Source organism: Mesorhizobium sp. GW821-FHT07A06 (assembly GCF_059419085.1).
Map to the genome: position 1 here is coordinate 559,783 of NZ_JBWKRC010000003.1, position 26,482 is coordinate 586,264.

The window sequence follows — 26,482 nt, forward strand, 5'->3', positions numbered from 1 at the left end:
CATGCCCCGACTGTTTAAGAAGTTCTTCGTGATAACCTGGCTGACGCTTGCCGCGTCCGTCGCGGTCATTATCCTGACACTCGACTTCTTTGAAACGCTTCCTTCCGCTTCGAGACTGGCACATCAGAAGCAGGAGGTCGTCCTCGAACTGATTGAAAACGTACTGCTCAAGGACGGTGAAGATGCCGTTCGACGCCTTGCCCGCATAAGCGAGGACACGGTACCGGTCGGTCTTATGATCTCCAGGATCGCGGAATCCGGCGCATGCAGCGACAGGAGCACGGCGGAGACAAGAACCGTCCTGAAGGACGGGATTTGCTATCGGATCTCGGTGCCCCAGCAATATAGTGTCATTCTCGACAAGCTTGGTCCGTTCGTACCGGGGTTCGGTATTCTGATTTCGAGCGCGATATCGGCGGCCGCGCTCGCCCGATATCTCATTCGTCCCGTCGTGCACCTGCGCGACGGCCTGAGCGCGCTCGCCCATGGCCATTTCGACGTCCGCATCGGGCACAAGATGGCAGGTCGCAAGGACGAGGTCTCGGCGCTCGCGCACGATTTCGATTCCAGCGCCGCGCGGCTGCAGGAACTGCAGGATGCACAGCAGAGACTTTTCCACGACGTGTCGCATGAACTGCGCTCCCCGCTGTCGCGTCTGCAGGCTGTCGGGGGTGTCCTTCGGCAGAGTCCGGCGAAACTCGACGCCATGCTGGACCGCATGGATCGGGAGGTCGAACGGCTCGATGCGCTTGTCGGCGAAGTGCTGACCCTCGCCAGGCTGACGGCCGGTTCCCGTCTCCCATTAAAGACACAGAGGCTGGACGTCATCGATCTTCTGAACGAAATCCTTGGCGACGCGGCGTTTGAAGCCCAGGCCCACGAGGTTTCGATCACCACCAATATCGACGCCAGCTTTCTTGCCGAGGTCGAAGGCGAGCTGATCTACCGGGCGCTGGAAAACGTCATTCGCAACGCCATCAAATACACCGCCGAACATTCGCAGATCACCGTGAAATGCGAGACGACGGACGACCTCCTCAAGGTGTGCGTCGCGGATCAGGGGCCGGGCGTCAAACGTGACGAACTCGAACGAATCTTCCGGCCATTCTCCCGCGGGAATGACGCGGCGCCGAGAGGCGGGTACGGCCTTGGCCTTGCGATTGCCAGACAGGCTATCGAGTGCCATGGAGGGCGAGTATACGCGTCGCTGCCGGACGTCGGCGGCTTGGCCATCATGCTGGAGATTCCCCGGCAGCCGGCGATGTTCAGTCCGTCGAATGATCGAGGCTGATCGCAAGTTTTACCCATCTTTACACTGCCTTTACGGCCATTAACGCTGGCATCGCTAAAGCTGAGCGGTGACCCCGGTTCTTCAAATGCGAGAAAGCGGACCAATGTCGGTGACCACGGCGGTGTTTCAGCAGGGCAAGAGGATGCGGTTCCTCTGGCTGGCCGCCCCGTTGCTTCTGATGCCGATCCTATTGGTGCAGAGCGCTTGGCCGCCGGAGACTCTTCCTCGCCAAGCCATCGAATTTATGGGGCCCACATTTATCATCATATGTGTCGCCGGGCGGTGCTGGGCATCGCTGTACATAGGCGGACGCAAGAATCTGGAACTCATCACGAACGGCCCTTACAAATACACCCGCAATCCGTTGTACTTATTTTCTTCCCTGGGTCTTGCCGGCATAGGCTTGACTTTTGGGTCGCTCGCGACCGGGGCCTTCTACTTTTTGTTTGGGTATCTGGTATTCGCCTATGTCTCAGCCCGCGAATCGACTGTTCTGGTAGGATTTTTCGGCGATGCCTACCGGAAATATTGCCGCGAGGTTCCCGCCTTCTTCCCTCGCTTTGGACGAGGCGCCGGCGACGTGGAGCATCGGTTGCTCCCGACGTTCGACCCAGCCGTGCTGAAGCGTACTGCTATCGACGGTTGTTGCTTTCTATTGGCAATCCCCGGCTCCGAGTTGATCGAGTCGCTGCAATTCGCAAATCTCCTTAAGCCCGTGCTCCACCTCTTTTGATGGAAGCTGCCCGCCGGTGAAACGGGTTTCGTCGAGCCTGGCGGTTGCCCAGGCGAGCGAAGACGGCGGCTTGCGATGTTTTACCGAACTTTACACTGCCTTTACCGCCGTTAACGCTGGGGCCGGTAACCCTGAACCCATGATCCCGGTTCAGATGATTTGACAATGATCTTGAAGCTTCGGCAACGTGAAATGCGGTCGCGGGCAATGCTGTGCGTGGCTCTGTTCTCATGGTTGTCCGCTTGCACGAGCGTGCCCTTGCGCGAGGGCGCGTCGCTGGGTTCCTACGCCGGAATGAGCCCATCGGGCGGCACCCTCACGAAAGCAAGATTACGTGTGGACTCGGCACCGGTGCTCGCCGCACAGACCGTGCGCATTGTGCCGACCTCGACGCAGATCGGCAGTGGTGGCTTCGATCCCAAGGACCTGGCGCTCGTCACCAACGCGATCGACCGGGCGCTTTGCACCGACCTTGGCGACCGCTTCAGGATCGTGGCCGCGAGCCTGCCGGCGGACCTCGTCGTCCACGCGACGGTCACCGACATCGTTGCGACAAATCGTGCGGCAGCCGCGGGTTCCATCGTCGCGTCGCTCGGCGGCACGGCGGCGGGGCTCGGGGTTCCGATCCCGCGCCTTCCGATCGGCCTCGGCGGTCTGGCCATCGAGGCCGAGGCGGTCGACAAGGATGGTTCGCAGAAAGCATCCATGCTCTGGTCTCGCGGTGCGAACATGATCACGACGAGAGCTCGAGTGTCGGCCGTCGGGGATGCGTACTCCCTCTCTTCGGCTTTCGCCGCCGACTTCAGCCGCATGTTGGTCAAAGGCAAGGACCCGTTCAAGGGAATGCCGGCGATACCATCGATGCAAAGGGTGCGGGCCTCGCTCGGCGGTGATCCGAAATATGATGCCTGCAAGGCGTTCGGAACGGCTCCCGGCATTCCGGGAATGGTCGCCGCCCGATTTGGCCTGCCGCCCACCTGGACCGACAAGGGCGCCGCAGTCTCCCAATAGCGACCGAGAACATATGTCGAGAAGCGGCGCTCTGCTGCGCTTAGAGCAATCTAGATCAGGATGACGGACTGCTTCTGGATGTGCAGCCGAGTGGGAGGTTGATGCTGCTGTTTGTCCGGCGCATTCAATCTTGCAGTTCAAGTCATCACAGCTGGAGGTCCTATCGACAAAATGGGGTGATCCGGTGCCTATTTGAGCCTGCCGCATTCAAGATGATGGGACGCTGATTGAACCACTTGCTCGCTGAATTCGATGTCGGGTTACTGTTGACATTCGGTGCCCTGCTCAAAGGCAAGAACGTCACCCATGCCGCGACGCGATTGAACATCACACAGTCGGCGCGTCTGATGCGGCTGCGGCAGTTGCTGGGGGACCCGCTCTTCATCCCCTCCACCTCGGGGCGAGGCATGGTCGCGTCGCGATGCATCCGGCGGCACTTCGGTCGAGGCCCATGAGGTCGCCATCCAGCGCATGATCGCGGCCGGCGCGAATATGGTGACGTGGCTGGCGGTGGCTTCGGAATGGCAGCGCGACTGGGCACGGACAGAGCATGCCGCCGAGCTTTCGGAGCTGCTTGTGCAGCATGCGGCCGGCAGTGGCATCGCCTTCCTTTGGGAACAACAACTGCTCAACACGCCGGCTCCAAGCGCCGCCGGCTGGTCTCTGCCGGGCGGGATCACGAGCGGCTGACCGCTCGCCGGCCGGCGTCATCCCTTTCCAGCATGGCCGCCGTCCATGTAGGGCGGCGGCCATGCCCACCACTGCCACCCGCGACCAAGCCTGGCCATTTACCGCCTTGGGGAGAGGACTATGAAGATGTCGATGCAGGTTTGCCTATCGGACACGCGGCCTACGGATCGCACCGCCGATGACCGCCCTCACAGCAACAGGGCGCTGGTGCTGGATGCGATGACGTCGCTGTTCCAGCGTCACGACGTCTCGGCGGTTGGAAGCCTCTACGCCGACGACGACCTCCAGCACAATCCGAACATTCCGCGGGGTCGCGATGGGGTGCAGGCTATCGTCGAGACTCTGTCACCTTCCGTCTATTACCAGCCGGGCCTGATCGTCGCCGAGGGTGATCTGGTCGCCATCCATGGCCGTATCCGCGGCTGGGCTGACGAGCCTCGGATTGGGGTTGGTATCTTCCGGGTCGAGGGCGGCAAACTCGCCGAGCACTGGGACTCGTTGCAGAACGAGGTGCCGGTAAGCACAGGCGTTGCCGGCCTCTCGATGTTCGATCCTGAGGACGGTGCCAGCCATGCCGGATAAGATCATGGCTGACCGGGCGACAAAGACCAGATGTCCCTTCCTATGCCTCACTGGGCTTTTCCATGTCGCCGCTCGGCCGCGGCGGTGCCCGGGCTCTCGGCTCCGTGCCGGTCTTCAAGTCCGGAAGAGGCCTCCCTCATCGATAGTCAAGCTCGGGCAATAGCGGCCCTTGAATTCACGCCCTCAAGCAAGGCGAGCAGGCCTTTCAGAATCTCGATGGGCGGTGGCGGGCAGCCTGGAATGTGCAGATCGACTGGCAACGCCTCCGACACTCCGCCCACCACGGCGTAGCTGCCGGCGAAACAGCCGCCGTTTAGGGCGCAATCGCCGAGCGCGACCACCCATTTGGGGTTGGGAGTCGCGTCGTAGGTCCGCTTCAAGGCGTCGCGCATGTTCTTGGTCACCGGCCCGGTGACAAGCAGGACATCGGCATGGCGCGGCGATGCGACGAACCGGATTCCAAAACGCTCGATATCGTAGAAAGCGTTGTTGAGCGCGTGCATCTCGAGTTCGCAACCGTTGCAGGAACCGGCATCGACTGCCCGGATCGACAGGCTTCGCCCCAATCTTCTGTGAGCAACCCCATTGAGGGCGCGTGCGAGCTCGTCAACAGCCGCGTCGCTTACCCGCGGCGGACGCTCGGTCAGCGGCGGGCGTATCAGGCTTTCAAAGAGGAGCTTGCGCATGATGGCTTGCCTTGGACCCTTAGAGGTCGTGTCCAGAATACGAGCAGTTGAACGACTTGTTGCATAGCGGGAAGTCGGCGACGATGTTGCCTTCGATGGCCGCTTCCAGCAGCGGCCATTGAAACCATGACGGATCGCGCAGGTGACAGCGCTCGATCAGGCCGCTTTTACCAATGCGCAGCCAGGCCAGAATGTCGCCCCGGAAACCCTCGACGAGCGCCATGCCTTCATGCGGGCCGCCTGTCCGTGCAAAGTCGACACGGATCGGTCCGCCCGGCAGCTGGCGCAGGATTTGCTCGACCAGGGACAAGCTCTGTTCGACCTCGTGAATGCGAATCCAGACACGGGCGTTCACGTCGCCTTCCTGGAGGAGAGGCACATTGAAGTTGAGCGCGTCATACGGAGGATAGGCCAGACTGCGTCGCGCGTCGAAGTCCCGGCCGGAGGCCCGGCCGACATACCCTCCGGCGCGATATTGCCGAGCGAGCTCCACCCTCAGCCGCCCAGTTGCGACTGTCCGATCCTGCAGCGAAGCGGTGTTGTCGTAGAGCTCCACCAGCGCCGGAAACCGCTGCCTGATCTCCGCGATCAGGGACCGGATCGCTGTCGTCCCCTCGTCGTTCAGGTCGATCGCCACTCCTCCAGGCACGACGCGGTCGCGCATCAAACGATGGCCGAAGGCGGCATCGCTTGCCCGCAATACGCGCTCGCGCAGGACGCCGCAGTGGGCGTGCATGAGTGCGAAGGCGGCGTCGTTGCAGATAGCGCCGATGTCGCCCAGATGGTTGGCCAGACGCTCCAGCTCGGCCATGAGCGCTCGCAGCCAGACCGAGCGCGCGGGAACCTCGATACCCAGGGCCGCTTCGACCGCGCGGCAAAAAGCGAGGGCGTATGCCACGGTACTGTCGCCAGAGGTCCTGCCCGCCAGCTTGGCGGCAAGGTCGATATCGGACCCAGCCATCAAGCCTTCCATGCCCTTGTGCGTGTAGCCTAGCCGTTCCTCCAGCCGAACAACGGTTTCGCCGCTCGCTGTAAATCGAAAATGCCCTGGCTCGATGATGCCGGCATGCACGGGCCCGACCGGGATCTGATGCAGGCTTTCCCCCTCCACAGGCAGGAATTGGTAGGGGGGCGCCGCCGCAGCGGCGGTCTGGACGCGGGCACTCAACGGAAAGCTGACGCCCCAGTGGCCATGATCAAGCCACCGTCGCGTATCGGGCGCGCCTTGCGGCAAGAGGCCGAACAGGTCCGCGACCGCACGTTCAAGGCGGAGTGCCGGCGGATGCAGCAGGCCGACCGACGGGTAGCGGCCATCCGGACACAGCAGGCTGACAACGCCGATGTCCCCGACGGCCTCGTCGAGCAGTGCCATGTGGACGGTGCCTGGCTCGCCCCAAAGCCCGAGCAGGCTCCAGTGGCCCTCGGCCAGTTGCTCGACGGCAAAGCTCCATTCTTTCGAAGTCACCACCGCGCGCGGCCACGGGAGATGGTTGTCGACACCCTCGGCGGCAAGGATGAGGTCGGTCAGTGCGGGCATGTTTCTTCTCCCGTACGCTTCATCCCAGAAGGTTGGCGACATGCTGGAACCATATGACCAGCGGTGGTGGCAGATAGATGCCGGCGGCAAACACAAGCGCCAGGTGGGAATACATCGGAACGTAGGACGCCTCGGCGGGCGCGGTGCTGCCTCGCGGTTCGTCGAAAGCGATGCCGGTCAACCGAAGCAGCAGGGCACCGAAAGCCAGCAGAATCCCGAATACCAGGGGAATCGCCAGAAGGGGGTGCCTTGCGAATGTCGAACTCACGACCAGGAATTCGCTCATGAAGATGCCGAGCGGAGGCAGGCCGGCAATGGCAACGACGCCGATGACAAGCGCCCAGCCCAGCCCCGGATGCGTTTCCGTCAGCCCCCGGATCTCGGCGATGTTCTGTGTTCCCTTGATCTGGGCGATGTGGCCGACCGTGAAAAAGATCGCCGACTTGGTCAGGCTGTGCATGACCATGTGCAGCAGCCCGGCAAAATTGGCGAGCGGGCCACCCATGCCGAAAGCGAACACGATGATGCCCATGTGCTCGATGGAGGAGTACGCGAACAGACGTTTGATGTCGCGGCGGCGGTAGAGCATGAAGGCCGCGAAGATGAGGGAGGTGAGCCCCATCGTGATCATCAGTGGCCCAGGCGCGATCGCGTCCGGGCTGGCCGCGAGCAGCAGCTTGAAGCGCAGCACCGCATAGAGCGCGACATTGAGGAGCAGTCCCGACAACACCGCTGAAATCGGCGTCGGGCCTTCCGCGTGCGCGTCGGGCAGCCAGGCATGCAAGGGCGCAAGACCAACCTTCGTCCCATAGCCGAGCAGCAGGAAGACGAAGGCGACGTTCAGCAACGCCGGGTCGAAGCGCGCCGCGTGCTCGACAAGCACTGTCCAGACCATGGCATTCGTGCCTTCGCCGACAATCGGCTGCGCGGCCATGTAGACGAGGATGGTGCCGAAGAGGGCAAGCGCAATGCCGACGCTGCCGAGTATGAAATACTTCCAGGCCGCCTCCAGCGCCTCGTGCGTGCGATAGATGCCGACCATGAGCACGGTGGTCAGCGTGGCAAGTTCCACGGCCACCCACATCAACCCGATATTGTTCGACACGAATGCCAGATTCATGCCGAACATCATGATCTGGTACATTGCGTGATAGAATCGCAAATTCGTCGCCGTCAGCCGTCCCGTATCCAGTTCGTGCGCAATGTAGGAGGCGCTGAACACGCTGGTCGTGAAGCCGACGAACGTGTTGAGCACGATGAAAACGATATTGAGATCGTCGACGAGCAAATACTGACCGGGCTGCGGCCGATCCGTGAAGAGAAGCGATACCGCGGCGAGCAAGGTCAGCAAGCTCGCGGCGACATTGAGGCCAGCCGTTATCCGATAATTCGGCAGCGCCGCCAGAAGCGCGGCCGCGACGACTGGTATCAGCAAAATGGCGGCCACCGCATCGAGGGAAAACGCGGTCAACGATGTTCTCCCCTGTAGTCGTCGAGCGCGCCGACATCGACCGAGTCGAACCTCTCGCGGATGCGGAACAGGAAGACGCCGATGACGATGAAGGCGATGAGGATCGAGAAGGCGACACTGATCTCGACGACCAGCGGCATGCCCTTGGCGCCCGTGGCGGCAAGGACCAGGCCGTTCTCGAGCGACATGAATCCCACCACCTGGCTGACGGCATTCCGCCGGGTGACCATCACCAGGAGTCCCAGCAGTATTATGGACAGCGCGAAGGCCAGGTCCTCGCGGGCGAGGGGGGCGGCGTAGGGGGTGACCCTCAGCATCAGCACCATGGACAGGGTCACCAGCCCTATTCCCGCGAGCATGGTCGAACCGATCCCGACCGCCGTCTCGATATCGCGATGGATGCCGAGCCGCTGAATGATGCGATGAAGCCCGACGGGAATGACGATCGCCTTGAAAATGAGGGCTATCGCCGCCGTGACGTAGAGATGATGCGCGTCCTGAATGTAGGCCTGCCAAGCCACCGACAGGGCGAGTACGATGGCATGAATCGCAAAAACGTTGATCAGTGCAAAGAGGCGATCCTGGTAGAGCATCATGAAACTGACCAGCACCAGGCCACCGGCCAGCAGATGAGCGATGTCGAAGGTGAGACCGTTCATCAGAGGCTCCTCGAGACGAACCGCAGGAGCGTGGCAAGCAGGGCCAGCATGAGCGCTGCTCCGAGGAAATCCGGGACGCGGAAGACACGCATCTTGGCGATGGCAGTCTCGAACAAGGCGAGGAGAACGCCGCTCGCGGCAAGCTTGCAGATATAGAAAATGACGCCCAGAACATAGGCCCAGGGCCCCGCCCCGGCGGTCACGAGCCCCCAGGGAACGAAGACACAGGAAATCAGCGAGACGTAGAGCAGAAGCTTCAGGAAGGCCGCGAAATCGATCATCGCCAGATGGCGACCAGAATATTCCAGGACCATCGCCTCGTGGATCATGGTCAGCTCCAGATGCGTCGCCGGGTTGTCCACCGGCACACGGGCATTTTCCGCGATTGCCACCATGACGAGAGCGATCAGTGACATTCCGAGCGATACCCGCAGGCCAACCTGCGGCGAGCCCATGAAAGCCGCCACCGTGGACAGTTGCGTCGCTCCGGCAACGAGTGCCAGGCTGAACACGATCAGAAGCATGGCGGGCTCGGCCAGGGAAGCGATCATCACCTCGCGGCTGGCGCCGATGCCGCCAAAGCTCGTGCCGACGTCCATCGCCGCCAGCGCAAGGAAGAACCTTGCGCTTCCAAGCAGCGCCACGATCGCTATGAGATCGGCGGTCCAACTGAACTCGAGGCCGGTGGCGAATGTCGGTATGAGCGCGGCGGCGACCCAGGTGAAGGCGAAGATCAGGTAGGGTATGACGCGAAACAGCCAGGATGCATTGTCGGCCAGAACGACCTCCTTGCGCATGAGCCGCAAGAGATCGCGATAGGGCTGGATGAGAGGCGGGCCCTGGCGCCGCAACAGCCTTGCCTTCACCTTGCGGACGAAGCCGGTCAGGAGCGGTGCCAGCAAAAGCACCAGCCACATCTGCGCGCCCTGAATGGCCAACTCAAGGATCAGGGCCATAGTGCGAGCACCAAAAGCAGGACAATGAGAAAGAGAAATACAAGGGTCAGGTAGCGCCTGATCGTCAGGAACTGCAGATGGTTCAGGTGGTCGGTCGCAAAGTCGAGGGCCTTGCCTATGGGCTGATAGAGCGTCTCCCAGATCACGTCATGGATTTCCAGATTGAAGCGGGCCGGACCGGTATCGCCGGGTGCCGGCACTTCGACCCTTTCAGTCGCGCGGAACACGAATGCGCCGAAGACCCGGCGGACAGGCTGTGCGAAGCTGACGCTCGTGTACTGCGAGCCTGGGACGGCATCCGCGAAGCCACAACCCCAGGCGGGACCGCGACGGAGTGCGTGCGAGGCGAAGCGATGGATGACATAGACCGCGGCGGATGCGGAAATGACGATGAATACAAACACCAGCAGGCCGTTGTAGGAACTGCGGCTCTCGGCGATTGGCGCGATCGAAAGCCAAGGTTGCGCCATCTGCACCGGCATGCGGCTGCCGATGAGCGAAAGCGTCACGGGGGAAAGGCCATCTATGACAAAGCCGGGCAGAATGCCGGCCAGGAGACAAAGAGCCGCCAGGGTGAACATTGCCGCTAGCGAGTAGCGGTCGACCTCGTGCGCCGGTTCCACTGCGGCCGAGCGTGGCCGGCCGAGGAATGTAATCCCGAACGCTTTCACGAAGCAGGCAGCGGCCAAGGCCGCCGAGAGCGCCAGTAAACCGCCAACGGCGGGCACCATGACCTTCAGCCCCCATTGTGGGAGATCGGGACTTTGCAATACGGCCTGGAAGGCCAGCCATTCGGAGACGAAGCCGTTGAAGGGCGGAAGCGCCGAGATCGCCACGCAGCCGACGAGAAAGGCAAAACTGGTCAACGGCATACGGTGGATGAGACCGCCCAGTTTCTCCATGTCCCGCTCGCCGGTTGCCGTCAGTACCGCGCCCGCGCCGAAAAACAGCAGGCTCTTGAAAAAGGAATGGTTGAGGACGTGAAACAGCGCGGCGGTGAGCGCCAGCGCCGCGGCCGACGGCATGGCGTTCGCCTTGAAGGCCAGGGCAAGGCCAAGGCTGATGAAGATGACGCCGACGTTTTCGATGGTGCTATAGGCAAGAAGCCGCTTCAGGTCCTTTTCCATCAAGGCGCAGAGAATGCCGAGAACGGCCGTCAGGCCGCCCAGGAAAAGCACCACAACGCCCGACCACCATGCCGGCTCGCCGAGCAGGTCGAAAATGACGCGTATGAAGCCGTAGATGGCGACCTTCGTCATGACGCCGCTCATCAGAGCCGAGACGTGGCTTGGCGCGGCCGGGTGAGCGAGTGGCAGCCACACGTGCAGCGGTACCAGGCCAGCCTTGGAGCCGGCTCCCAAAAGCATCAGGGCCAGGACGAAAGCAGCGACGAGCGGGGTGGAGGCGGCGGCACGCATCGCTTCGAACGTGTAGTTTCCGTTCGGGCCGGCCAGCAGGCTGAACGCAAGCAGCAGCGCGAGCGTGCCGAAGCTCGCCATCACGAGATAGATGTAGCCCGCTCTCGCATTGTCCTGCTCGCGATGGTGCGCCATGACGAGCGCCCAGGAAGCCAGCGACATGAATTCCCAGGAAAGCAGGAAGGTGAAGGCGTCGTCCGCCAGCACGACCAGATTCATCCCGGCGAGGAAGGCGGGGAAGAACGGCAGCACCCGATGCGGCGCGGACTCATGCCTGCCGTAGCCGAGGCCGTAAAGACTGGCCATGGCGCCGCCGAAATTGACGACGACGAGGAAAAAGGTCGAGAGCGCGTCCAAGCGGAAATGGGCGCCAATCCATGGCAACCCAAGCGGCAGCGCGGCGGTCGACGGGTTTAGGGGATCATCGGCGATACGGTTCGCGAGAACCAGGAGCACGGCCACCGATATGCCTAGCGTCAGGCTGTAGATCAGGCGTGTTCCCGAGCCCGATGCGCGGCTTGACGCAATCGCAAGCACCGCGGTTCCCAGGAGCGCGGCAACGCCCCACAGGAGGACCGCGGCCCCCGAAATCACGCCACACTCCTCACGGGGACCTTGGCGTCCGTATCGACCCCGCCCAGAATCCTGGCGGGATCGAAATCTGCTTTCAGCCGCACGCCACGCCCGCCGATTTGGCTGGAGGCGCCTTCAGAAATCAACTCGACGCCGGCGAGGTCAAGCGCGCCGATCAGCTTCATCAGGGAATCCACATTGCCCCGGATAATCGACTCGCTGGCTTCCATACGTTGAATTGTCGGCACCGAAAGGCCGGACAATTCGGCAAGCCTGCGCTGGTCGATGCCAAGGAGCGCCCTTGCGGCACGCAACTGTGGAGCAGTTATCACGGTCGCATCCCCTTTTCGATCAGCTTTGACGTATTATCTCTAAGCGCTGCAGCGTATATTAAAATGCAGAGTATTCAAATAATGATGCGTGACGCATCTATCTTGAAGTTGTAGAAAACCGGGAGATGCGAGTTGGGAGGCGCTGAGCCTCGCCGATTGGTTGCCCTGCGACTGCGAAGCGCGGCGCGCTGCAAGATGACGGGCGAACCACTAGGCTCCGCATGAAGGGGCCAACGGACGGAAAACCAGCCGAGCGGCGGATTTAGGAATTGGCTGTGATGACAAGGTCATGATCCGGGTTGCGAAATATCATACCGATTTCGGCAGCATCGAGGTTCTGCGGGCCAAGGACTCCGGTTCGTTCATCTATCGCCAAGGTGGCTGCTATCAAAGCGAATGCGATCCGAACGGCGTCAGTGTCGTGCCCTACATACACGCCATCTTTGGTCTCCTCGCGCAGGCGCGGGTGTCCGATGTCCTGATGATCGGTTGTGGCGGTGGCAGCCTGGGCACGATGCTGGATAGGGTTGGCGTGCGTGTTACGGTCGTCGACATCAATCCAAAGGCTTTCCAGATCGCCCGGAAATACTTTGGGTTACCTCCTGGAGTTCACTGCTGCATCTCCGACGGGAGGGATTTCTTGCGCGCTGGCCGTCACCGCTACGACGCTATCGTTCTGGACGCATATTCCGGGCGACGCATCCCGGATCATTTGTGCGCCGAGACATTCTTCGGCTTGGCGCAGACGCGTCTCAAGAATTCTTCCGGTATTCTGATCGGCAACGTTCATGCCTGTCATGACCTCGACATCATGCCGGATCGCGTTGCTGCAAAGCTCGCCAATATCTGGGCGGATGTGAAACTGCTCGATATCCGCGGCGCTCAGGATCGCAACGCACTCGTCATGGCGGGCAAGGTACGGGACCTCGTCCAGCCGGTGCTGATGATGCCGCCGTCAGTCGGAGCCGAGGAGATCGAACAGGAGCTTGGGCTCCAGGCGTTCAGGCCTTGGCATGTGCCACGACGGGCCTAGAGCAATTGGAGGAAAAGTGTGAACGGTTTTCCCGGGGAGGCGCGTAGCGCTTTTCCCAGGGAATTGCGCCAGCCCCGTCGAGCTACTGCCAGAGCCGCTTCATGCGGATAGACACATCTTCCAGGACCGGCATCGAGGCCAGCACAAGGAGAATGGCGGCGAGAAACAATGTCGCCGCAAAGCCGATGTGTTTGAAACCCACAGCGCCGATGACGCCACCGATGAAGAACAATGCCACGAGCGACGCAAGCAGTCTCAGCTTTCTCCGGTCTGCCTTCACGAACAGTCTGTCCGAGTCATTGCCTGAGATATTCCAGTAAAGCAGCTTGCCGAGTTCGATGCCCATGTCCGTCACCAGGCCCGTGACATGCGTCGTCCGGATTCTGGCTTCCGATAGCTTGGTGATGATGGCGTTCTGTAATCCCATGATGAAGCAAAGCAGCATCACCGTCATTGGCACGAACAGCGCTTCATGACGCGCAAGATGGCCGCCGAGCAGACCGAAACAGATCAGCAGGATCGCTTCCAGGACAAGCGGGAATGCGTACTCGCCCTGTAGGCCCTGCCGCCTTCCCCAGTTGACCAGGATTGCCGAACAGGCCGCGCCTGCGACAAACGACAACAAGGCCCCCAACCCGGAAAGCGCCAGTCCGACGTCGCCGAGCGCCAGATGGTCCGCCATCGACGAAACGATGCCGGACATGTGGGACGTGTACTGCTGAACCGCCAGGAAGCCGCCGGCGTTGGCGGCTCCCGCGATGAACGTCAGGAAGCGGGCGAGATGCCGATCGGTTCTTTCGTTTCGTTCCTTTCCGGTCAACCGGCGCAGATACAGGATCATGAGCGAACCTTGCCTTTCCAAGCGGAAAAGCAGGACCGCAAGCTGATGTGCCGGGAAAGGCTCATTGAGTGTTTCTGGAGAAGGAAAGACAAAGGGGGCGGTGAATGCGTGGCGTCGACGCCGTGCTTTGCAGGGCCTAGTCTGGTTTGCCCGGCAGCGTGTCTGGATGGCGGAACCTGACACCACGGCCGCCATCGTTGCTACGCACATGTTCGCTGAGAAGCTCGACGCCGGCGCGGTTGAGCGCGTTGATCACCTTCATCAAGCTATCGACAACGCCTCGCACATTGCCCTGGCTGGCTTCCATTCGTTGGATCGTCGGCAGCGAGACGCTCGCCATTTCCGCCAGGGTTTTCTGGTCGATGTCGAGAAGGGCTCGGGCGGCACGAAGCTGGGAAGCTGTGATCATAGGGGCATCAGCGTATGAGAAATGATACTCAACATGGTATCATTGACGTATTAAACATCAATACAAAGCGAAAAAATATTAATCGGCCCTTGGCACGATGGAGCTCGGCAATTATCGTGTCCGCATGACTCAACGCTACGAACCTTTTCAGGAGCCGACAGGCACCTGGGCCGTCAATGATGCTTGGACCGGACGGCCCGCCGAGATGGGCAGCCGAACCATCGTTGGAATGAATCAGCACGATGCCGAGGAACTGGCCGATCTCCTCAACGGGTTGAATGCACAAAGGCAGGAAGCGAAATCATGAAGGTCAAGGACAGCAACGGCACTCCGCTGAGCGAAGGAGATTCCGTCACGCTCATCAAGGATCTCAAGGTCAAGGGAACGTCCGTTACCCTGAAACGCGGAACGCTGATCAAGAACATCCATCTCACGGGCAACGAGGATGAGGTCGAGTGTCGGGCCGAGAAGGTCAAGAACCTGGTTCTGCGGACAGAGTTCCTGAAAAAGGCGTAGGATGTGGTGCTACGCCTGCCGCGGATGTTGCGCGATCCTGTCGAGCTTGCCGTTCTGGGGTCAGGCGTCGTGCGCGAGCTGCACTACCGGATACCGGTCGGCCCACAAGGCGGTCCGATGATCGCGGCCCTGCAGCAGGCAGGCACCTCCGGCGGATCGTGTAAAGCCTCGAAAAGTGTGAACGGTTTTCCCGGGAGAAGCGCGTAACGCTTTCCCGGGGAATTGCGTCCAAGGGCTTTCGAGCGGCCGATATGGCCCTCAAGACGAAGGCACACGCGGCTCCTCCACCAGATAAAACCGGTCCTTCGGGGAGAAATCCGTCACCAGGAACGAGAACGAGGCGGTTTCGAGCGGGTCGACCTTGCCTTTGCGGAACAGCAGCCGGTCATAGGGTTCGAAGTCGCGTTTGAATTCGGCGAAGCTGTCGGACTTGATCATCTTGTCCTCGCGCTGCGCCTGGTCGAAGGACAACCCGTCGCCATAGTCGCTCGGCCTGTCCATGATCGATTGCAGCTCGAAGCCGAATTCGATCCAGGCATCGCCGCTGTTGTTGCGGGTGACGATCTTCAGCGGCAGATAGCCGGTCGCGTAGTTGCCCGTCGTTCCGAAAGGCTGGATCGGCCTTACGGCGCGTATGGTCAGCGTCACCGGGTCGGCGGTCTCCAGTTCCTCGGTCACCACGATCGGATCGGTGGGCGTTCCGGTGCCCGTGGCCGACAGGATCCTGAACCCGCCCAGTTCATCCGAGAATGAGTAGGCGCCGGCTTCGAGGATTTTTGCGCCATCGGCCAGGGCGCGCGGGCAGGTTACGGCCAGCAAAGCCGCACACACCCGCACACAGCGCAAGCCTGGACGCGTCATGGCTGGAGTATGGACGACAATTGGCCAGCCGCAAACCGCCCGGCCCCGTGCCGGAATGATGGTGCCCCTATACGCGCGCCTGATGGAGGTAGTCAGGGTCTGCATACCGATGCAGCGGTCAAGCATGAGGCATAGGCCTCATACAGATCGCAAATCAAAATCTACTATTTTTATAGAATTAACAAAAATTGGCCGCCGGCCCCTCGGGAACGATACGTCAATTTCCCCGCCTGTCTCGGAAAGGGATGGCGTTTTCTTTGTTTCCGCGGTCCGCGGTGCGACGCTTCGACCACCAAACGAGAGGGTCGAAATGAGCAGTACTGCCGACAAGAGAACAATCCCGGTGCTGGATTTTTCCCGATACGAAGCCGACCCGGTTTCCCGCAAGGAATTCATCGAGGGGTTGCGGCGCGCGGCACGCGATGTCGGCTTCTTCTACCTGACCGGACATGGCATCCCGCAATCGCTTATCGACGATGTGCTCCACGCCTCCCGACGTTTCTTCGCCTTGCCGGACGAAAACAAGCTCCAGATCGAAATGGTGAACTCGCCGCATTTCCGCGGCTACAACCGCGTCGGCCAGGAACTGACCAAGGGCGAGAGGGACTGGCGCGAACAGATCGACATCGGCTCGGAAGCGCCGGCGCTGGAGCGCGATGGCAGCCTGCCTGCATGGACGCGCCTGCAGGGGCCGAACCAATGGCCAAGCGCCTTGCCGGAGCTCAAGCCGCTGCTGCTGGAATGGCAGGACCGCCTCACCGATCTTTCGACGCGCCTGCTGAAGGCATTCGCCATTGTCCTGGAGCAGGACGAGAACGCGTTCGAAACCATCTACGCCGGCACGCCGAACCACCTCATCAAGATCATTCGCTATCCCGGCCGGGACTCGACCGAAAGCGAGCAGGGCGTCGGCGCCCACAAGGACAGCGGCTTCCTGACGCTTCTGCTGCAGGAAAAGCAGAAAGGCCTGCAGGTCGAAGCCGCCGAAGGCGGCTGGATCGACGCCGAGCCGCGCGCCGGCACCTTTGTCGTCAACATCGGCGAACTGCTGGAGATGGCCACCGATGGCTATCTGAAGGCCACCGTGCATCGCGTCGTGACGCCGCCGGCCGGCACCGACCGGCTGTCGGTCGCCTTCTTCCTTGGTGCTCCCTTCGATGCCGAGATCCCGCTGCTTGATCTCGCGCCGCACCTCAAGGCGCAGGCGAGCGGCGTTACCCGTGACCCCCAGAATCCGCTCTACCGCAACTCCGGGCAGAACGCGCTGAAAAGCCGGCTGCGCTCGCATCCCGATGTCGCGCGCCGCCACCATGCCGATCTCATTGCCACTCAGGCACGCGCCGAAGTCGCGCCCTTTGCCTAACAACACAGGAGGAACGACCCATGACGCTCGAAAATCTCTCTCCCGAGACCCTCGCCCTCCATGGCGGTTCGTGGCGCGCCGATCCCACCAACGGTGCGGTCGCCGTGCCCATCTACCAGACCACGTCCTATCAGTTCCAGGACACCGGCCATGCCGACCGCCTGTTCGCGCTCGATGAGATCGGCCACATCTATACGCGCGTCTCGAACCCGACCCAGGACGCCTTGGAGACCCGCATCGCGGCGCTGGAAGGCGGTGCCGCCGCCTTGCTGCTCTCCTCCGGCCAGGCGGCCTCGGCCTATTCGGTCCTGAACCTTGCCGGCGCGGGTGACAACATCGTCTCGGCCACAGATCTCTATGGCGGCACCTGGGCGTTGTTTGCCGCCACGCTGAAGCATCTGGGCGTCGAGGTCCGCTTCGTCGATCCGTCAGATCCCGAAAACTTCCGCCGCGCCACCGACGGACGCACCCGCGCCTACTATGCGGAATCGCTGCCCAACCCGAAGCTGCAGGTCTTCCCGATCAAGGAAGTGGCCGACATCGGCCGCTCGCTCGGCGTGCCGCTGATCGTCGACAACACCGCGGCACCCCTCAGCATCCGGCCATTCGATCATGGCGCCGCGGTCGTCGTCTATTCGGCGACGAAATACATTGGCGGCCATGGCACCTCGATCGGCGGCATCGTCATTGATGGCGGCAACTTCCCCTGGGAAGACCATGCCGAGCGCTTCCCGACGCTGAACCAGCCCGATCCGAGCTATCACGGCAAGGTCTGGGTCGAGGCGGCCAAGCCGCTCGGTCCGGTGGCCTATGTGCTTCGCATTCGCACCGTGCTCCTGCGCGACGTCGGCGCCGCGATCAGCCCGTTCAATGCCTTCCAGCTGTTGCAGGGCCTTGAGACGCTGCCGCTGCGCATCCGCCAGCACAATGAGAACGCCGTGAAGGTGGCGGAATATCTGCGCGGACATCCGAAGGTCGGCAATGTCATCTTCCCGCGCTACCAGACAGGCGAGAGCAAGCGGCGCGCCGATGCCTATTTCCGGCAAGGCAGCTACGGCGCGTTGGTCGGCTTCGAACTGAAGGACGGCCGCGAGGCGGGACGGTCCTTCATCAACGGATTGAAGCTGTTCTACCACGTCGCCAACATCGGCGACGCGCGCTCCCTGGCCATCCATCCGTCGACCACGACCCACTCGCAGCTGTCGCCGGAAGAGCAGCTCGCCACCGGCGTGACCCCCGGCTACGTCAGGCTCTCCATCGGCATCGAACATCCCGACGACATCATCCGCGACCTCGAACAGGCGCTCGACCAGGTCGCCGGGGATCGTGAGCTCAAGGCCGCATAGGCATTCCGCCGGTGACAGTTTGCCGGCTTCAGATTCAGCCCATCACAGGAGGGGGATCATGACCACAGGCAGGAAGACAATATCGGGAATTTCGCGGCGCGGCGTGCTGCGCGCCGCTGGCGCGCTTGGCGTCGGCGCAGCGGCGGTGGGCTTGCTCGCGAGGCCGACGAGCTACGCCATCGCCGGCAATGCGACCAAGGTGCGTTTGTCATGGACCGAATTCGCGGCCTGCCATTCGCCGATAGCATTTGCTCTGTCGAAGGGCATCTACGCCAAGCACGATCTCGACATCGATCTCTACTATCAGGGCGCCAGTGGCCAGACGCTGATCCAGTCGATCGCCACCAACAAGACGGATGCCGGCGCTGGCCTGCTCTATGACTGGGTCAAGCCGCTGGAGCAGGGGCTGGACGTCAAGCTCTTCGTCGGCTCGCATGGCGGCTGCACCAGGCTGCTGGCGTCGAAGGCTTCGGGCGTCACAACGCTCGAAGGCCTGAAGGGTAAGACCATCGTCTCCTATGATGTCGCCAGTCCGCCGAAGCACTCCTTCCAGGTTGCGCTCGCCAAGGCCGGCCTCGACCCCAACAACGACGTCAACTGGACCAACGTGCCGTTCGACCTCGTCGGCGAGACGGTGGGCAAGGGCCAGGCCGACGCGCTGGCGCATCTCGATCCATGGGCCTATGCCCACAAGAAGAAGTTCGATCTGGTGGAGGTCGCCAACACGCAAACCGGAGCCTTCGAGGGCGCGGTCTGTTGCGTGCTCGGTGTCAATTCGGCCTTCCTCGATGCCAACAAGGATGCCATCCGGCGGCTGGCCGAGGCCGATATCGAGATCCACGAATACGCCGCGGCGCATCCGGACGAAGTCGCCAAGTGGTTCGTCGACAATCTCAACCCCGGTTTCCCCTTCGAGGATATCCGCGACGAGATTGCCTCCTGGGTGCTGCACAACCATCCGGTCGGCAAGGACCTGCAGGGGCAGGTCAAGAATGCCGCCGCCGATCTGGCGCTGATCAAGGTGCTCGATCCAACCACCGATCCGGAGGAACTCGCCCAGCGGGTGACGGTCGACATTCTCGCCTGACGGAACCCGCGTGATGAGTGCAGCGGTCGACAAGGATGCAACCGGCAAAAGCGTTTCGTCCGCTTTTGCCGGTCCCGTGTGGAAACATGGGCTCTACGCGGCCGCGGCCTGGCTGCTCGCCGCCATTGTGACGGTGGCATTCCCCGATGTCGTGCCTTGGGGCAGCCGCGACGTCTTTGTCGCGCTGCTGGTCATGGGCGCGGTCGTGCTGGCCGGCCTCGCCTTCGGCGTCGAAAAGCTCGGCGGCTTGGGTCGCGGTCTGATCCATTATGGCCCCTGGCTGATCGCGCTCGGCCTCTGGTTCGCGGTATGGGAACTGATCACGGCCAAGCTCGGCTGGCTGCCGAAGCCGTTCTTCTCGCCGCCGCATGGTCTGCTGCATGTCTATATCGTCGATTGGCAGCGCATCCTCATCTGCATCGCCTATACCGCGCGGCTGTGGACGATCGGCTTCTTCAGCGGCATCGTCCTCGGTTTCATCGGCGGCGTGGCGCTCGGCTGGTCGAAGCGCTTTGCCTACTGGGGCATGCCCATCCTGAAGCTGATCGGTCCGGTACCGGCAAGCGCCTGGATCCCGGCGACGTTCTTCCTGTTCCCGACGACGTTCCAGGCCAGCCTGTTCCTGGTCGCCCTTGCATCCGGAATACCGGTCGCGATCCTGACCGCCTCCGGTGTCAACTCGGTCAGCCGTGCCTTCTACGACGTGGCGCGCACCCTGGGCGCCAGCACCCGTTATCTCGTGCTGCGCGTGGCGATACCCGCCGCTTTGCCGCACGTCTTCGTCGGCCTGTTCATGGGACTCTATTATTCGTTCGCCGTTCTGGTGGTGGCCGAAATGCTCGGCGCCAAATACGGCCTGGGCTGGTACCTGCAGTTCCAGACCGCCTATTCGGCCTATGCCAATGTCTACGCCATGCTGATCATCATGGCGTTGCTCTGCTCGGGCCTGGTCAAGCTGCTGTTCGTCGTGCGCGACCGGCTGCTCGGCTGGCAGAAGGGGGTGGTGCAATGGTAGCAGCCGCCGCAGTTCGCGCCGCATCCGAGAACGCCGCCGGTCTCGCCGTCGATTTTCGGGGTGTCTCGCATCAATACGATCTCGATAGGCAGCCCTTGCCGGTACTGCGGCAGATCGACCTGGCCGTGGCACCGGGTGAATTCGTGGCGCTTCTTGGCCCATCCGGCTGCGGCAAGTCGACCTTGCTGCGGCTGGCCGCAGGGCTGGAAAGGCCGACAAGCGGCGACGTGCTGGCGGACGCGACAATCGTCGCTCGGCCGGATCCGTCGCGGGTGCTTGTGTTCCAGGATCCGACCTTGTTTCCGTGGCGGACCGTCCGCGACAATGTAGCCATTGGGCCGGAAGCGCGCGGCGTGCTGGCCGGCAGCCAGAAGCGGATCGACGACGCGCTTCGCCTGGTCAAGCTGGATGCCTTCGCATCGGCCTTTCCGCATCAGCTGTCCGGCGGCATGGCGCAACGCGCCGCACTGGCGCGTGCCCTGGTCAACGACCCGCGCCTGCTGCTGCTCGACGAGCCGTTGGGACGGCTGGATTCGCTCACCCGGCTGACCATGCAGGAAGAGCTTTTGTCGCTCTGGCGCGAGGCCGGCTACACGGTCATCCTCGTCACGCACGATGTCGAGGAGGCGTTGCTGCTCAGCGAGCGCGTCATTGTGCTGACCGAGCGCCCGGCGCGCATCAAGGCGGAGGTCGTGGTCGACCTGCCCTATCCGCGGCGGCGCGACGATCCGCGCATCGTCGCCCAGCGCCAGCACATCCTGGAGATACTCGGGTTCTCCGCATGAGCGAGAAGGCTTCGGTTCGAAAATCGGTTTCGCTGCACTGGCTGGAGGCGGTGGGAATTGCGCTGACGCTCGTCGCCCTTGTCTGGTGGGCGATCGTCTATGCGCAGGTCATGTCGAACACCGGCTTTCCGGTCGAACGCACGCTGCCATGCCTGCTGCGGACGTCGGACCGCTGTTCGCTCGCCATGTCGCTGTGCAAGAGCTGGCACTTCCTCGGCATCAAGCGCTACTCGCCGGAACTGCTGTGGGCCGGAGCAATCGTTTCCAGTCTCGCGCTTCTGCTGGGCAGCTTCATGCAAAATCCGGGACAGGGAAAATAAGCAGTTCGAACCCGAGACTCCGTGCCGCTCGAGCGCGTCTTTCCCGCGATGATCCGTTCGCAGGCAGCCGGTGCGCATTCGCCGCCAATGTCTATTTTCGAAGCAAACTGCTTTCCCGGCAGGCAAAAAATTGGATTGCCGTTCCTTAGTCTACAAAAATTATAGAGTTAACTTCGGGCCAGTCGAACAGGGCGGGGGACGTTCCGCCAGCGGCTGATGGCAACAAAATCGCAGGAGTGACATACATGACGACAACAACGCGGTCCGGTGCCCGTTGGAGGACGGCGCTGGCAACAACGCTCATGGTCGCGGTGGGACTGTTCTCGACATCCACCCACGCCGGCCCGACCCTCGACAAGATCAAGGCGCGGGACTCCATCAAGGTCGGCGTCGGCACGACACCCGGCTTCTTCTCGCCGGACAGCAATGGCCGTTGGCAGGGATTCTTCGCCGACTACGGCCGCGCCCTGGCGATCACCGTCTTCGGCGATCCAGAGAAGGTGGAGTTCACCAATTCCTCGCCGCAGCAGCGCCTGCCGGCGCTTCAGTCGGGCGAATTCGACATCCTGCTGTCGGGCGTGACGGTGACGATCACGCGCGCTTTCCAGCTCGGCTTCCATTTCGGCCCGACCGTCTTCTATGACGGGCAAGGCATCCTGGTGCGCAAGGACCTTGGCGTGACCAAGGCCGCCGACCTCGACGGCGCCACGATCGGCGTCCAGAGCGGCACGACCGGCGAATTGAACATCGCCGATTTCTTCCGCAAGACCGGCAAGAAGTTCACCCCGGTGACGATCGAGGACACCAGCGAGTTCATCAACGCGCTGGAGTCGGGACGTGTCGACGCCATCACGCAGGACTCGTCCGACCTGGTCGGCAAGCGCACGCAGCTGAAGAAGCCTGACGACTACATCATCCTGCCCGAGCGTCTGTCGAAGGAGCCGCTCGCACCGGCGATCGCCGGCGGCGATGACCGCTGGCTGGAAATCGTCAACTGGACGGTCAATGCCACCATCCAGGCCGAGGAATGGGGCATCACCAGCAAGAACATCGACGACTTCCTCAAGTCGCCGGATCCGGCCATCCAGCGCTTCCTCGGCGTCGATCCCTCACTCGCGCAAGCCATCGGCCTCGATCCGAAATGGGCCTACAACATCATCAAGACCGTCGGCAATTACGGCGAAATCTACGACCGCAACCTGAAGCCGCTCGGCTGGGAGCGTGGTTACAACAGCCTGTGGACCAATGGTGGCCTGCTCTATTCGCCGCCGTTCCGCTAAGACCTTCGCCAACCAATGTCCTTGATTGACGAAACCATGCCGGGTCCTGGCGGGCCCGGCATTCTGCGCAGGATATCCCTGTGGTGGGGCAGCTATCCGCTGACGCAGGTCGCCGTGATCACCGCGGTCGTCGCGCTGTTCTGGCTGCTTGGCCACAACACGGCCGAGACGATGGCGCGCATCGGCATCACGCCGGGCTTCGACTTCCTCAGCCGGCCGGCGAATTTCGAGATCGGCGAGGCGCCGATTGCCTTCAAGGCCGGCGACCCTTATGCGCGCGCCATCCTGGCCGGGCTTTTGAACACGGTCAAAGCAGCGGCGCTTGGCTGCGTGCTGGCCACGATCCTCGGCGTTGTCCTCGGCGTTGCCGGGCTCTCCGGCAATCTTCTGCTGGCGGGGCTGGTGCGCTGGTATGTCGAGATCGTCCGCAACACGCCGCTTCTGCTGCAGCTGTTCTTCTGGATTTCGCTGGCAAAATCCTTTCCCTCGCCACGGCAGGCGCTTTCGGCCTTCGGCAGCTTCTTCCTCACCAATCGCGGCGTCTTCGTGCCGGGGCTCGGGTTCCACAATGTGTCGGCATCGACGCTCTGGCTGCTTGGCGGCCTCGCCGCCGCGTACCTGATCTTCGTTCTGAGGGCATGGCGCGGTGGCGGCCTGTCCGCCAGGCGGTTGGGCCTGGCAACGGCACTGCTGTTGGGCGCCGTTGCGCTAGCCTTCCCGCTGACCGGTGCCGGCGCGGCCTGGGAGATACCGGCGCTGGCCGGCTTCAACATCCGTGGCGGTTACAATCTGACACCGGAATTCGCCGCCCTTTTGACCGGCCTGGTGGTGAAATTCTCGGCCGCCATCGCCGAGATCGTGCGGGCCGGGATCCAGTCCGTCGATCGCGGCCAGTGGGAGGCCTCGAGGGCGCTTGGCCTGCACAACGGCCAGATCATGCGCCTTGTCGTGTTGCCGCAGGCCCTGCGCGTCATCACGCCGCTGACCACGTCCAGCTACCTCGACCTGACCAAGGATTCCAGCCTTGCCGTCGCCATCGGCTACCCTGATCTGGTCAGCATCATCAACACCACAGCCAACACGACCGGACAGTCGCTGGAAGCGCTGACCCTGCTGATCGGCATCTATCTGGCGATCAACCTCTCCGTCTCGGCGGCCATGAACCTCTACAACAAGCGTGTCGCGCTCAAGGGCGCAAGGATATGAGCCTCTCCGATGCTCTTGATCTCAGAACATGGCGATCGTCGACGACGCTGCGGACATTGAAGGTGGGGCTTTTCGGAACGCCGCTGAATTCGGTCATCACCGTGGTCACGGTCGCAGTGCTGGCCTGGATCATACCGCCGCTGCTGCGCTGGGGCATATTCGACGCGACATGGACGGGCACCTCGGCTGACTGCGCGGCGGCCTCTGGCGCCTGCTGGGCGTTCGTCGGGGCAAAATTCCGCTTCATCCTGTTCGCCTTCTACCCGCCGGCGCTGCAATGGCGCCCGCTGATCGTCATGGTGCTGCTGCTGGGGTTGCTGGTCGTCACCGCGCAGCCGCGCTTCTGGCGCAAGGGATTGCTCGCCGCCTGGTGCGTCGTGATTGCCGCCAGCTGGATGCTGATGTCCGGCTCGCTGGTTCCACCTACCGTCCCATCCAACCAGTGGGGTGGGTTGGCGGTAACGCTGTTCGTGTGGTCGGTCTGCTTCGGTCTCGCGACGCCGCTGGCGATCCTGCTGGCGCTGGCCCGGCGCTCCGGCATGGGCGGCCTGCGCATGCTGGCCATCGTCTTCATCGAAGTGATGCGCGGCACGCCGATGGTGGCCATCCTCTACGTGGCGATGCTCATCCTGCCGATGGCCATCCCCAATGGCCAGATGATCGACAAGAATGTGCGCGCCATGATCATGATCACGCTGTTCTGGTCGGCCTATGTCGCGGAAGTCATTCGCGGCGGCCTGCAGGCGATCCCGCCAGGCCAGTACGAAGCGGCGACCGCGCTTGGCCTCGGCTACTGGCGCACGATGCGGCTTGTCGTGCTGCCGCAGGCGCTGCGCCTGGTCATTCCCGGCATGGTCAACCTGGCGATCGGCTTCCTGTTGGCGACGTCCCTGCTCGCCGTCATCGGCATCTTCGATCTGCTCAACGCCGCGCGCGCCTCGGCCACCGACACGCAATGGCTGGGCTACTACGACGAGGCGTATCTGTTCGCCGCGCTGATCTACTTCCTGCTGTGCTTCGGCGGGTCACGCTACAGCCTGTGGCTGGAGAAATATATGCGCCGGTCGCAACGCCACTGAGCCGGTCTCCTGGCGTTAACCGCCCGCGACGGCCCGCACGCTCTCCCGTTCCACCAGCGGGCACTCCAGCTTGGTGATGGGATACCGCCCCTGCCCGGGCGGCAAGGGTGCCTCGAGCTGCTCGATCGCCCATTGGCCCATCGCCATGTGCGGCAGGATCGAGGTGGTCAGCGGCGGGAACAAATGCCGGGCGATTTCCTCGTCGTCATAGCCTACCACGGAGATGTCCCCGGGAATGTGCAGGCCGGCTTCCTTGAGTGCCTCGTAGCAGCCGATCGCGGTGCGGTCGTTCTGGCAGAAGATGGCGGTTGGACGGTCCTTCAGTGCCAAGAGCTTCACCGTCGCGGCATAGCCGGCGCTTGCCGACCAGTCGCCCTCGACCACCAACTCCGGGTCGAACGGGATGTCGGCGGTGGCGAGCGCGCGGCGGTAGCCCTTCAGCCGGTCCTGTGCGGCCTGCATCCACGGCTCACCGGTGATGGTGGCTATGCGGCGGTGGCCGTGGCTGATCAGATGCCGGGTCGAACTCTGGCCGCCGGCGATCTCGGAAGGCACCACGGCGGGGAAGGCATAGTCCGACGTATAGCAGTTGAGCAGGATCACCGGGATGTCGAGGCTGTAGAGGAAGTCGGGCGCCGTGATCTCGCGGGTGAAGATGGTCATGTAGATCAGCGCCGAAATGCCCCGCCTGGTCAGCGCCTGTATGGCGCGCGGCTCCATCACGGCGTCGCCCATGGTCTGCGCCACCAGGAGTACGTTGCCGGCATTCCACGAGGCCTGGCGCGCGCCCTCGATCGCGACTACCGCCTCCGGGCTGGTGGCGAGCTGGTCGACGGCAAAGCCGATCACCCCGTCAAGCCCGTCGAAGGCGGCAACAGGCTTGCGCAGTGCCGAGAAGGCGGGGGCGCTGTAGCCCAGCGCACGGGCAGCCTCGATCACCCGCTCGCGGGTCTGCTGCGACAGCCTGATGCCGGGCGAATTGTTGAGCACGAAGGAGACGGTCGCCTGCGAACAGCCGGCGGCCCTGGCGATGTCGGTCATGGTGACCCGCCCCTTGGGCTTTGCCGGCGCCTTGCGGCGTCTCGCCGTCTCGCTGGCCGGATCCGTCGTCTCGCTCATTGCATTGGTGTCCCCAATCCCCCGTCCTGTCTAGCGGCGGCCTGCCGGATCGACAAGATGGTGCTGCGGTGCCGATTTATAGAAATCGTCGCACTGTTTATATCTATTAATGACCTCGTGGTCCATCGGTCATCAGCTTCCGCATATCCATGGAACGCAAGAGCTGCAAGGCTTGTCTCGTGATTTTGCCAAGGCATCGGCGTGGCGGTACATCGTCCGCGATGTCACTACGACGTGTCTGAATGTGGCTAAAACTAATAGTGTTTACTAATACAAAAATGCG

The 26,482-nt window shown here is 62.5% G+C and carries 27 protein-coding genes and 3 pseudogenes; 19 read left to right on the top strand and 11 right to left on the bottom strand.

Annotated elements, in window-relative coordinates; all coding sequences use genetic code 11:
- Position 1: 1 nt before the first annotated feature.
- The 6 genes and pseudogenes from AC07SZ_RS13205 to AC07SZ_RS13230 all read left to right on the top strand — a co-directional run bounded on the left by AC07SZ_RS13205 (position 2) and on the right by AC07SZ_RS13230 (position 4,307).
- Positions 2–1,291, top strand: a complete 1,290-nt coding sequence (locus tag AC07SZ_RS13205) for a HAMP domain-containing sensor histidine kinase (protein WP_494914579.1) — start codon at positions 2–4, stop codon at positions 1,289–1,291.
- A gap of 103 nt (positions 1,292–1,394) precedes the next feature.
- A complete protein-coding gene (locus AC07SZ_RS13210; protein ID WP_494914580.1) occupies positions 1,395–2,024 on the top strand; it encodes a methyltransferase family protein in 630 nt (209 codons plus the stop codon).
- A gap of 165 nt (positions 2,025–2,189) precedes the next feature.
- Positions 2,190–3,035, top strand: a complete 846-nt coding sequence (locus AC07SZ_RS13215) for a DUF3313 domain-containing protein (RefSeq protein ID WP_172371264.1) — start codon at positions 2,190–2,192, stop codon at positions 3,033–3,035.
- A gap of 266 nt (positions 3,036–3,301) precedes the next feature.
- A complete protein-coding gene (locus tag AC07SZ_RS13220) occupies positions 3,302–3,490 on the top strand; it encodes a helix-turn-helix domain-containing protein (RefSeq protein WP_281410923.1) in 189 nt (62 codons plus the stop codon).
- Positions 3,453–3,725: pseudogene (locus AC07SZ_RS13225) on the top strand (hypothetical protein); the annotation flags it as partial. The gene AC07SZ_RS13220 and the pseudogene AC07SZ_RS13225, both read left to right, overlap by 38 nt.
- 120 nt (positions 3,726–3,845) lie before the next feature.
- Positions 3,846–4,307 carry a nuclear transport factor 2 family protein gene (locus AC07SZ_RS13230; protein WP_172371260.1) on the top strand — a complete coding sequence of 154 codons (462 nt, stop codon included), beginning with the start codon at positions 3,846–3,848 and terminating at the stop codon, positions 4,305–4,307.
- Positions 4,308–4,453: 146 nt separating this feature from the next.
- On the opposite strand, the gene AC07SZ_RS13235 is transcribed toward AC07SZ_RS13230, so the two are convergent.
- Genes AC07SZ_RS13235 through AC07SZ_RS13265 form a run of 7 tightly spaced genes read right to left on the bottom strand, consistent with a single transcriptional unit; the run spans position 4,454 to position 11,939 of the window.
- Positions 4,454–4,993 carry an NADH-quinone oxidoreductase subunit B family protein gene (locus AC07SZ_RS13235; protein WP_056568671.1) on the bottom strand — a complete coding sequence of 180 codons (540 nt, stop codon included), beginning with the start codon at positions 4,991–4,993 and terminating at the stop codon, positions 4,454–4,456.
- 19 nt (positions 4,994–5,012) lie between these two features.
- Positions 5,013–6,530 carry a hydrogenase large subunit gene (locus AC07SZ_RS13240; RefSeq protein ID WP_172371258.1) on the bottom strand — a complete coding sequence of 506 codons (1,518 nt, stop codon included), beginning with the start codon at positions 6,528–6,530 and terminating at the stop codon, positions 5,013–5,015.
- A gap of 19 nt (positions 6,531–6,549) precedes the next feature.
- Positions 6,550–8,001, bottom strand: a complete 1,452-nt coding sequence (locus AC07SZ_RS13245; RefSeq protein WP_172371256.1) for a hydrogenase 4 subunit F — start codon at positions 7,999–8,001, stop codon at positions 6,550–6,552.
- Complete coding sequence (locus tag AC07SZ_RS13250; RefSeq protein WP_056568680.1) at positions 7,998–8,660, bottom strand: hypothetical protein; 663 nt, start codon at positions 8,658–8,660, stop codon at positions 7,998–8,000. Before AC07SZ_RS13250 ends, AC07SZ_RS13245 begins: the two co-directional genes overlap by 4 nt.
- A complete protein-coding gene (locus AC07SZ_RS13255; RefSeq protein ID WP_056568683.1) occupies positions 8,660–9,616 on the bottom strand; it encodes a respiratory chain complex I subunit 1 family protein in 957 nt (318 codons plus the stop codon). Before AC07SZ_RS13255 ends, AC07SZ_RS13250 begins: the two co-directional genes overlap by 1 nt.
- A complete protein-coding gene (gene hyfB, locus AC07SZ_RS13260) occupies positions 9,607–11,628 on the bottom strand; it encodes a hydrogenase 4 subunit B (protein WP_494914584.1) in 2,022 nt (673 codons plus the stop codon). Before hyfB ends, AC07SZ_RS13255 begins: the two co-directional genes overlap by 10 nt.
- Positions 11,625–11,939, bottom strand: coding sequence for a helix-turn-helix domain-containing protein (locus AC07SZ_RS13265; protein WP_056568687.1), 315 nt, complete (start codon positions 11,937–11,939; stop codon positions 11,625–11,627). Before AC07SZ_RS13265 ends, hyfB begins: the two co-directional genes overlap by 4 nt.
- Before the next feature lie 289 nt (positions 11,940–12,228).
- Between AC07SZ_RS13265 and AC07SZ_RS13270 the strand changes: the two genes are divergently transcribed.
- Positions 12,229–12,972: a spermidine synthase gene (locus AC07SZ_RS13270; protein ID WP_056568690.1), complete on the top strand. Its 744-nt coding sequence runs from the start codon at positions 12,229–12,231 to the stop codon at positions 12,970–12,972.
- Between the two features lie 94 nt (positions 12,973–13,066).
- Here the strand turns inward: AC07SZ_RS13270 and AC07SZ_RS13275 are convergent.
- Both AC07SZ_RS13275 and AC07SZ_RS13280 read right to left on the bottom strand, forming a co-directional pair.
- Positions 13,067–13,813, bottom strand: a pseudogene (locus tag AC07SZ_RS13275) (YoaK family protein); the annotation flags it as partial.
- 136 nt (positions 13,814–13,949) lie between these two features.
- Positions 13,950–14,222 carry a helix-turn-helix domain-containing protein gene (locus AC07SZ_RS13280; RefSeq protein WP_056568693.1) on the bottom strand — a complete coding sequence of 91 codons (273 nt, stop codon included), beginning with the start codon at positions 14,220–14,222 and terminating at the stop codon, positions 13,950–13,952.
- 97 nt (positions 14,223–14,319) lie between these two features.
- Here AC07SZ_RS13280 and AC07SZ_RS13285 point away from each other — a divergent pair, with 97 nt between their 5' ends.
- From AC07SZ_RS13285 to AC07SZ_RS13295, 3 genes and pseudogenes are all read left to right on the top strand, one after another.
- Positions 14,320–14,529, top strand: a complete 210-nt coding sequence (locus tag AC07SZ_RS13285) for a hypothetical protein (RefSeq protein ID WP_081294961.1) — start codon at positions 14,320–14,322, stop codon at positions 14,527–14,529.
- Entirely contained in the window at positions 14,526–14,738 is a 213-nt protein-coding gene (locus tag AC07SZ_RS13290; RefSeq protein ID WP_056568696.1) for an alkylphosphonate utilization protein, read from the top strand. Before AC07SZ_RS13285 ends, AC07SZ_RS13290 begins: the two co-directional genes overlap by 4 nt.
- A pseudogene (locus AC07SZ_RS13295) lies at positions 14,739–14,891 on the top strand (AraC family transcriptional regulator N-terminal domain-containing protein); the annotation flags it as partial.
- Positions 14,892–14,996: 105 nt separating this feature from the next.
- Here the strand turns inward: AC07SZ_RS13295 and AC07SZ_RS13300 are convergent.
- Positions 14,997–15,557: a hypothetical protein gene (locus AC07SZ_RS13300; RefSeq protein ID WP_494914588.1), complete on the bottom strand. Its 561-nt coding sequence runs from the start codon at positions 15,555–15,557 to the stop codon at positions 14,997–14,999.
- Between the two features lie 352 nt (positions 15,558–15,909).
- Between AC07SZ_RS13300 and AC07SZ_RS13305 the strand changes: the two genes are divergently transcribed.
- The 9 genes from AC07SZ_RS13305 to AC07SZ_RS13345 all read left to right on the top strand — a co-directional run bounded on the left by AC07SZ_RS13305 (position 15,910) and on the right by AC07SZ_RS13345 (position 25,080).
- A complete protein-coding gene (locus AC07SZ_RS13305; RefSeq protein WP_494914590.1) occupies positions 15,910–16,962 on the top strand; it encodes an isopenicillin N synthase family dioxygenase in 1,053 nt (350 codons plus the stop codon).
- Positions 16,963–16,982: 20 nt separating this feature from the next.
- Entirely contained in the window at positions 16,983–18,308 is a 1,326-nt protein-coding gene (locus AC07SZ_RS13310; protein WP_056568705.1) for an O-acetylhomoserine aminocarboxypropyltransferase/cysteine synthase family protein, read from the top strand.
- Between the two features lie 58 nt (positions 18,309–18,366).
- The gene (locus tag AC07SZ_RS13315) at positions 18,367–19,395 is read left to right on the top strand and encodes an ABC transporter substrate-binding protein (protein ID WP_494914592.1); all 1,029 of its coding nucleotides are present in this window, start codon (positions 18,367–18,369) and stop codon (positions 19,393–19,395) included.
- A 13-nt stretch (positions 19,396–19,408) separates the two neighbouring features.
- On the top strand, positions 19,409–20,410 hold the full coding sequence (locus AC07SZ_RS13320) for an ABC transporter permease (protein WP_494914593.1): 1,002 nt from the start codon (positions 19,409–19,411) through the stop codon (positions 20,408–20,410).
- Positions 20,404–21,195: an ABC transporter ATP-binding protein gene (locus tag AC07SZ_RS13325; RefSeq protein ID WP_494914594.1), complete on the top strand. Its 792-nt coding sequence runs from the start codon at positions 20,404–20,406 to the stop codon at positions 21,193–21,195. The genes AC07SZ_RS13320 and AC07SZ_RS13325 overlap by 7 nt, the downstream gene beginning before the upstream one ends.
- The gene (locus tag AC07SZ_RS13330) at positions 21,192–21,515 is read left to right on the top strand and encodes a hypothetical protein (RefSeq protein ID WP_494914595.1); all 324 of its coding nucleotides are present in this window, start codon (positions 21,192–21,194) and stop codon (positions 21,513–21,515) included. Before AC07SZ_RS13325 ends, AC07SZ_RS13330 begins: the two co-directional genes overlap by 4 nt.
- 302 nt (positions 21,516–21,817) lie before the next feature.
- The gene (locus AC07SZ_RS13335; RefSeq protein WP_494914721.1) at positions 21,818–22,795 is read left to right on the top strand and encodes an amino acid ABC transporter substrate-binding protein; all 978 of its coding nucleotides are present in this window, start codon (positions 21,818–21,820) and stop codon (positions 22,793–22,795) included.
- Between the two features lie 15 nt (positions 22,796–22,810).
- Positions 22,811–24,001, top strand: a complete 1,191-nt coding sequence (locus tag AC07SZ_RS13340; protein ID WP_494914596.1) for an amino acid ABC transporter permease — start codon at positions 22,811–22,813, stop codon at positions 23,999–24,001.
- Entirely contained in the window at positions 23,998–25,080 is a 1,083-nt protein-coding gene (locus tag AC07SZ_RS13345) for an amino acid ABC transporter permease (RefSeq protein WP_494914597.1), read from the top strand. Before AC07SZ_RS13340 ends, AC07SZ_RS13345 begins: the two co-directional genes overlap by 4 nt.
- A 15-nt stretch (positions 25,081–25,095) precedes the next feature.
- On the opposite strand, the gene AC07SZ_RS13350 is transcribed toward AC07SZ_RS13345, so the two are convergent.
- Positions 25,096–26,199: a LacI family DNA-binding transcriptional regulator gene (locus AC07SZ_RS13350; RefSeq protein ID WP_494914598.1), complete on the bottom strand. Its 1,104-nt coding sequence runs from the start codon at positions 26,197–26,199 to the stop codon at positions 25,096–25,098.
- Positions 26,200–26,482: the final 283 nt, after the last annotated feature.